This window comes from Metabacillus fastidiosus NBRC 101226 (assembly GCF_001591625.1).
In the GTDB taxonomy this organism is placed as follows: domain Bacteria; phylum Bacillota; class Bacilli; order Bacillales; family Bacillaceae; genus Metabacillus; species Metabacillus fastidiosus.
Genome location: NZ_BCVG01000020.1, coordinates 43,790 through 50,273 on the forward strand (window position 1 = coordinate 43,790; position 6,484 = coordinate 50,273).

Annotated in this window: 6 protein-coding genes; all 6 read left to right on the forward strand. The window is 38.0% G+C overall.

Annotated features, from left to right (window positions below):
* Positions 1–83: 83 nt before the first annotated feature.
* The 6 genes from BFA01S_RS07765 (at position 84) to priA (ending at position 6,040) form a co-directional block, all read left to right on the forward strand.
* Positions 84–947 (forward strand): YicC/YloC family endoribonuclease, encoded by an 864-nt coding sequence (locus BFA01S_RS07765; protein WP_235842989.1) that lies wholly within the window; start codon positions 84–86, stop codon positions 945–947.
* Between the two features lie 70 nt (positions 948–1,017).
* Positions 1,018–1,284: an extracellular matrix/biofilm regulator RemA gene (remA, locus tag BFA01S_RS07770; RefSeq protein ID WP_066227969.1), complete on the forward strand. Its 267-nt coding sequence runs from the start codon at positions 1,018–1,020 to the stop codon at positions 1,282–1,284.
* A 9-nt stretch (positions 1,285–1,293) separates the two neighbouring features.
* Positions 1,294–1,908 (forward strand): guanylate kinase, encoded by a 615-nt coding sequence (gene gmk, locus BFA01S_RS07775; protein ID WP_066227972.1) that lies wholly within the window; start codon positions 1,294–1,296, stop codon positions 1,906–1,908.
* 2 nt (positions 1,909–1,910) lie between these two features.
* Complete coding sequence (gene rpoZ, locus BFA01S_RS07780; protein ID WP_066227975.1) at positions 1,911–2,117, forward strand: DNA-directed RNA polymerase subunit omega; 207 nt, start codon at positions 1,911–1,913, stop codon at positions 2,115–2,117.
* A gap of 300 nt (positions 2,118–2,417) precedes the next feature.
* Positions 2,418–3,626, forward strand: a complete 1,209-nt coding sequence (gene coaBC / locus BFA01S_RS07785) for a bifunctional phosphopantothenoylcysteine decarboxylase/phosphopantothenate--cysteine ligase CoaBC (protein WP_066227990.1) — start codon at positions 2,418–2,420, stop codon at positions 3,624–3,626.
* Positions 3,623–6,040, forward strand: a complete 2,418-nt coding sequence (gene priA / locus BFA01S_RS07790) for a primosomal protein N' (RefSeq protein ID WP_066227978.1) — start codon at positions 3,623–3,625, stop codon at positions 6,038–6,040. The genes coaBC and priA overlap by 4 nt, the downstream gene beginning before the upstream one ends.
* Positions 6,041–6,484: the final 444 nt, after the last annotated feature.

A 6,484-nucleotide genomic window follows, 5' to 3' on the forward strand; every position in this document is an offset into this window, starting at 1 on the left:
TCATCCCCTTTCATTATGCAAATAGAGCTTCTAAAAACCTTGTAAAGGTTGGAAAGTGAAGTGATCAACATATGGTAGCCAGTATGACAGGATTTGGACGTGCAGTCGGTGAAGTAGAGGGTCTGACAGTAACAGTTGAAATGAAATCTGTTAACCACCGCTTCTCGGAAATCAGCGTGCGTATGTCAAGGCAGTTTTTAACTATTGAAGATAAAATTAAAAAGGTAATTTCTAAAAGTCTGCACAGGGGACGGATTGAGGTTTTTATTTCAGTTGAAGGTGATTCTTTAACTGATCGTACCGTTCGTGTTGATTGGTCCTTACTTGATCAATATATGAAAGCATTAACAGATGTAAAAGAGAAATATTCGCTTAGTGATACGATTAAAATGGATCATTTATTAAAAAATGAAGATGTTATCCATGTTGAAGAATCAGCTAATCATTCTGAACATGTAGAAGAAAAAATTATTCAAGTTGTTCAAAATGCTACTGAGCAATTAGTAATAATGCGAAATGCAGAAGGAGAGCAGCTTGGAAAAGATTTAAATATAAAGCTGAAGCAGCTGCTGGAGCATACTGAACAGCTGGAACAATATGCCCCTTCCGTCGTTAAGCATTACCATGATAAAGTACATAAGCGCCTCCAAGAATTCGTATCTGGGACAATTGATGAAAATCGTCTTATTCAAGAAGCTGCTATTTTTGCCGATAAAGTCGATATAAGCGAGGAATTGATAAGAATCAGAAGTCATATTAGACAATTCTCTGAGGCATTATTGCAAAAAGGCGCAGTTGGAAGGAAGCTTGACTTCCTCGTTCAAGAATTAAACCGGGAAGCGAATACGATCGGTTCAAAAGCAAATGACAGCGAGATTGCAAAAATAGTCGTTGAATTAAAAAGTATTATTGAAAAATTAAAAGAACAAGTGCAAAATATTGAATAACAGACTTGTTTTTGATTATAATTAAACTTTTAGGGCAAGAATAGTGTTGTCTTTCTTAGGGGGAGCGAATATGAGCATTAGATTAATAAATATAGGATTTGGCAATATCGTGTCAGCAAACCGAATTATTTCAATCGTAAGTCCGGAATCTGCTCCAATAAAACGGATTATCCAAGATGCAAGAGACCGCGGAATGTTAATCGATGCGACATATGGCAGAAGAACGAGAGCTGTTGTCATAATGGATAGTGATCATATTATTTTATCTGCTGTCCAGCCGGAAACCGTCGCACACCGACTTGCTTCTAATAAGGATGAGTTAACAGAGGAAGGGTAGGAAAGATATATGCGTGAACGTGGTTTATTAATCGTTTTATCAGGACCTTCAGGAGTAGGGAAAGGTACGGTTAGGAAAGAGCTTTTTTCACAAAATGATACGAAATTTGAATATTCGATTTCAATGACAACGAGATTACCGCGCGCGGGCGAAGTCGATGGTGTCGATTACTTTTTCAAAACGAGAGAAGAGTTTGAACAGCTGATCAGTGAGGATAAATTATTAGAGTGGGCGGAGTTTGTCGGTAACTACTATGGCACACCTGTTGATTATGTTGAAAAAACATTGAGTGAAGGAAAAGACGTTTTCCTTGAAATCGAAGTGCAAGGGGCAATGCAAGTTCGCAAAAAATTCCCTGACGGTTTATTTATTTTCCTTGCACCGCCTAGTTTAAGTGAACTGAAAAACAGAATTGTAACAAGAGGCACAGAAACAGATGATATTATTGAAGGTCGTATGAAAGTTGCGAAAGAAGAAATCATTATGATGAGTGCATATGATTATGTTGTAGAAAATGATAGTGTAACACTCGCTTGTGAACGAATTAATGCAATTGTTCTAGCTGAACATTGCCGCCGTGAGCGTGTAAGCAAACGTTATATGAAAATGCTGGAGGTTGAGTAAAAATGTTATACCCATCAATAGACGTACTAATGAATAAGCTTGATTCAAAATACACACTTGTTACAGTTGCTGCAAGACGCGCGCGCGAAATGCAGGAACAAAATGACCAGCAAATTGAAAAGCCGGTATCTCATAAATTTGTCGGTAAAGCACTTGAAGAACTGAACGCAGGTTTGCTTGATTATGAGACGAATGAAAATAAAGAATAACTAAATAAATTATGGCCGACCTTCAGTTATCGAAGGTCTTTTTTTATGTATAGGAGCTTTTTAATTTGGTGGTGAACAAATGTTCTTATTTTTATTTTAGAACATTTGTTTTTATTTAGCAAGCAGTAATGGCATAATTATTAAATATTTATAATTTCCTCAACAAGTAACGCTGAATAAATGGAATGACTTATATTGAAGGTGCATCATCTCTCTGCTATTAAAGTCTATGTTTTATTTCTTTTATGAAAACTTACTGTTAAAATAGGATAAGAATCTATGCGAACGGGTGGGAAGGAAATGTTAAAAGGAAAAAAGATCTTACTATGTGTAAGCGGGGGGATTGCTGTATACAAAGCGGCTGCGTTAACGAGTAAACTGACTCAGAGCGGAGCAGCCGTTAAAGTAATTATGACAAATTCGGCGCGTGAGTTTGTTACCCCGCTTACATTTCAGGCACTTTCAAGAAATGATGTTTTTTTTGATACATTTGATGAAAAAGATTCAAGCGTAATTGCGCATATCGATTTAGCAGATTGGGCGGATATTGCCATTGTTGCACCAGCAACGGCGAATGCAATCGGAAAACTCGCAAACGGACTTGCGGATGATATGATGACGACAACGCTTCTTGCAACGAAAGCACCAGTATGGATTGCTCCTGCGATGAATGTGAATATGTATGACAACCGTGCAGTGCAAAAAAATATTGAAACATTACATCATTACGGTTATCAATTCATTGAGCCGAGTGAAGGATATTTAGCTTGTGGATATGTCGGTAAAGGCAGGCTGGAAGAGCCGGAAAAAATAGTTTCTTTATTAAAGAGATATTTCTTAAAAACGGATGACTTGTTAAAAAATATGAACATCCTTATTACAGCAGGTCCGACGAGAGAAAAAGTGGATCCAGTTCGTTATTTCTCCAACTATTCGAGCGGGAAAATGGGATATGCAATTGCAGAGGAAGCTGCAAAGCTTGGAGCGAATGTTACTCTTGTTACTGGACCAACAGCGATCAGCCATCCGGATTTTGTAGAAATAATTGAAGTAGAGTCGGCAGAAGAAATGCTTCAAGCAGTACTAAGGAAATATGATCAAGCGGATGTTGTTATTAAGTCTGCTGCTGTTGCTGATTATCGCCCAAAGTATCCGCTTGATAAAAAAATGAAGAAAGAAACAGAACAGCTTGAAGTTAAAATGGAAAAAACGACCGATATTTTAAAAACATTAGGAGAACTGAAAAATGACCAGCTCCTTGTCGGTTTTGCAGCAGAAACAAATGAAGTCGAGAATTATGCATTAGGAAAATTAAAAAAGAAGAACTTAGATATGATTGTTGCAAATAATGTTCTTACAGAAGGTGCAGGATTTGGAACAGATACAAATATTGTGACGATATATGATAAATACAATGAAAAAATAGAACTGCCGCTCATGACAAAAAATGAGGTTGCCAGCAAGCTGCTGTTACATGTAAACAAGCTGTTAAGGGAGAAAAGAAAATGAAGTTTGCAAGTGTGATCGTGGACGTAGCGGCGATGCAGACAGACAGGGAGTTCGATTATAAAATTCCTGAAAAATGGCAAGATGCTGTAAAGCCGGGAATGCGTGTTATCGTTCCATTTGGCCCTCGTAAAGTACAGGGTTTTATAACAAAGGTGAAAAATGATTCTGCATTTGAACGATTAAAAAATATTTCTGAACTGCTTGATTTAACACCTTGCTTAACCCCTGAACTTTTACAACTAGGCGATTGGCTGACGGAAAAAACATTATGCTTTAAAATTTCCGCTTTTCAAGCTATGCTCCCAGCCGCAATGAAAGCGAAATATGAAAAAATTATTTCGTTAATAGGAAGAGAAAAGCTTAGTGAAATAGATATTCTTTTACAGCCATTTTTTGAAAAAAGAAATGAGCTTAATTGGAAGGACATTGAGAATGAAATCCCAATCTCTGTTATTCAAAAAGAAGCGGCAAAACAAAATCTTGAAATTATTTATGAAGTGAAGCAAAAGACGAAGAAAAAAATGTTGAAATATATTTCTGTTAACGTAAATAAAGACGAGCTTCGTGATTATTATAACAGCCTTACTGTACAGGCAAAAAAACAAAAGGAAATTGTTCATTTTTTTCTGCAGTCTGAGCAAAAATCTATTCCTATGCAGGAGCTGGTATCTGTATTAAACTGTTCAGCTGCATCTGTAAAAACACTCGTTAAAAAAGATATTTTAATAGAAGAAGAAAGAGAAGTGTATCGCGATCCATATGAAGATCGTTCGTTCCAAAAAACGATACCGCTTCAGCTGAATGAGGAGCAAGAAAAAGCAATTGTACCGATTCTTGAAGCAGTAAACGATAAAAAACACGAAGTTTTCCTTATGTATGGTGTGACGGGAAGCGGGAAAACAGAAGTATATCTTCAGTCGATTGAGAAAGTGCTGAATGAAGGAAAAGAGGCAATCGTTCTCGTTCCGGAAATCTCCTTAACACCACAAATGGTAAACCGTTTTAAAGGGAGATTCGGTTCGCTTGTTGCTGTTTTACACAGTGGTCTTTCCACTGGTGAAAAATATGACGAATGGCGGAAAATTGAACGGAAGGAAGTAAAAGTAGTCGTTGGCGCGAGGTCAGCAATTTTTGCTCCGTTTGAAAACCTTGGCATGATTATTATTGATGAAGAACATGAATCAAGCTATAAACAAGAAGAAAATCCGCGCTATCACGCACGTGATGTAGCTGTTTACCGTGGTAATTATCATCAGTGTCCAGTTATTTTGGGAAGTGCTACACCGACGCTTGAATCATTCGCGCGTGCCAGTAAAAATGTGTATAAGCTTCTTACTTTGGCAGACCGTGTTAATGCGCGTTCAATGCCGGCTGTTGAAATTGTCGATATGCGTGAGGAATTAAGAACTGGAAACAGGACGATGTTTTCGACGAATTTAATTGAAAAGCTCCAGGACAGGTTAGTAAAAGGGGAGCAATCCGTTCTTTTTCTAAATCGCAGAGGCTATTCTTCCTTTGTTATGTGCCGTGATTGCGGTTATGTTATCCAGTGTGCGCATTGTGATATTTCTCTTACGTATCATCGCTTTAGCCAAAGTTTGAAATGTCATTATTGCGGTCATGAGGAGCATATGCCGACAAAATGTCCAGAGTGTGAGAGTGAACATATTCGTTTTTTCGGTACAGGAACACAAAAGGTGGAAGAGGAAATTTTGAAAGTTCTTCCTGAAGCACGGATTATTCGGATGGATGTAGATACAACATCAAGAAAAGGGGCACATGAGAAGCTGTTAACAGAGTTTGGAGAAGGACGTGCCGACATTTTATTAGGAACACAGATGATTGCAAAAGGGCTTGATTTCCCTAATGTTACATTAGTTGGCGTGCTAACAGCGGATACGATGCTTAATCTTCCTGATTTCAGGGCATCAGAAAAGACATTTCAGCTTTTAACACAAGTGAGCGGCAGAGCGGGGAGACATGAGCTTCCAGGAGAGGTCGTTATCCAGACATATACACCGGAGCATTACAGTGTTCAGCTCGCGAGTCAGTATGATTATAATCTGTTTTACGAGAAAGAAATGCTAATCCGCAAACAGCATTCATACCCGCCGTTCTATTATTTATCCCTCGTTACTATTTCACATCCAGAAGTTACGAAAGCTGCTTCTGTAACAGAACAAATCGTTTCGTTTTTAAGGAGAGAATTAAGTCCGCAAACGATTATTTTAGGACCGGTCGCTTCACCAATTCCGAGGATTAAAGATAGATATCGTTACCAGTGCATGATAAAATACAAGCGGGAAAAAAATCTGCATGCTGTATTAAAAAAGGTAATCGAACATTATGCACAGCAGATAGCAAAAGATGACTTAATAATTGCGATGGATTTAAACCCGAATACATTAATGTAGGTTAGGTTTAAGATATGTTAAAATAATTGAGTTTTAATTGTAGTATTTATGTCTAGCTTCAGTGCCTGAACTCATGGGCCTGCTTGTCGGGTCTGAACAGACGCTTCCGCTTTTGATAAAGGAAAAAATAATTAAGTTTTCAAATAAAGTGTATGTCTAGCTTCAGTGCCTAGACCCTCGAGACATAAGCCATTCATGAATTGAAGACAAAGAGCGTCTTCTATTCATGTCTGTCTTATGCTTGTCAGGGCTAAACAGACGCTTCCGCTTTGGATAGAAGAAAAAAGAATAGTTTTCAAATAAAGTGTATGTCTAGCTTCAGTGCCTAGCCCCTCGAGTCATAAGTCCCATCATAATTGAAGGCAAAGAGCGCCTTCTATTATGCCGTGCCTTATGCTTGTCGGGTCTGAGCGAGGCACTTCCGCTTTGGATAGAAGAAAAAAG

Excerpts from the sequence above, each read along its gene's own strand:
- BFA01S_RS07765 (WP_235842989.1), top strand. The coding sequence starts at position 84 with ATGACAGGATTTGGACGTGCAGTCGGTGAAGTAGAGGGTCTGACAGTA.
- remA (WP_066227969.1), top strand. The coding sequence starts at position 1,018 with ATGAGCATTAGATTAATAAATATAGGATTTGGCAATATCGTGTCAGCA.
- gmk (WP_066227972.1), top strand. The coding sequence starts at position 1,294 with ATGCGTGAACGTGGTTTATTAATCGTTTTATCAGGACCTTCAGGAGTA.
- rpoZ (WP_066227975.1), top strand. The coding sequence starts at position 1,911 with ATGTTATACCCATCAATAGACGTACTAATGAATAAGCTTGATTCAAAA.
- coaBC (WP_066227990.1), top strand. The coding sequence starts at position 2,418 with ATGTTAAAAGGAAAAAAGATCTTACTATGTGTAAGCGGGGGGATTGCT.
- priA (WP_066227978.1), top strand. The coding sequence starts at position 3,623 with ATGAAGTTTGCAAGTGTGATCGTGGACGTAGCGGCGATGCAGACAGAC.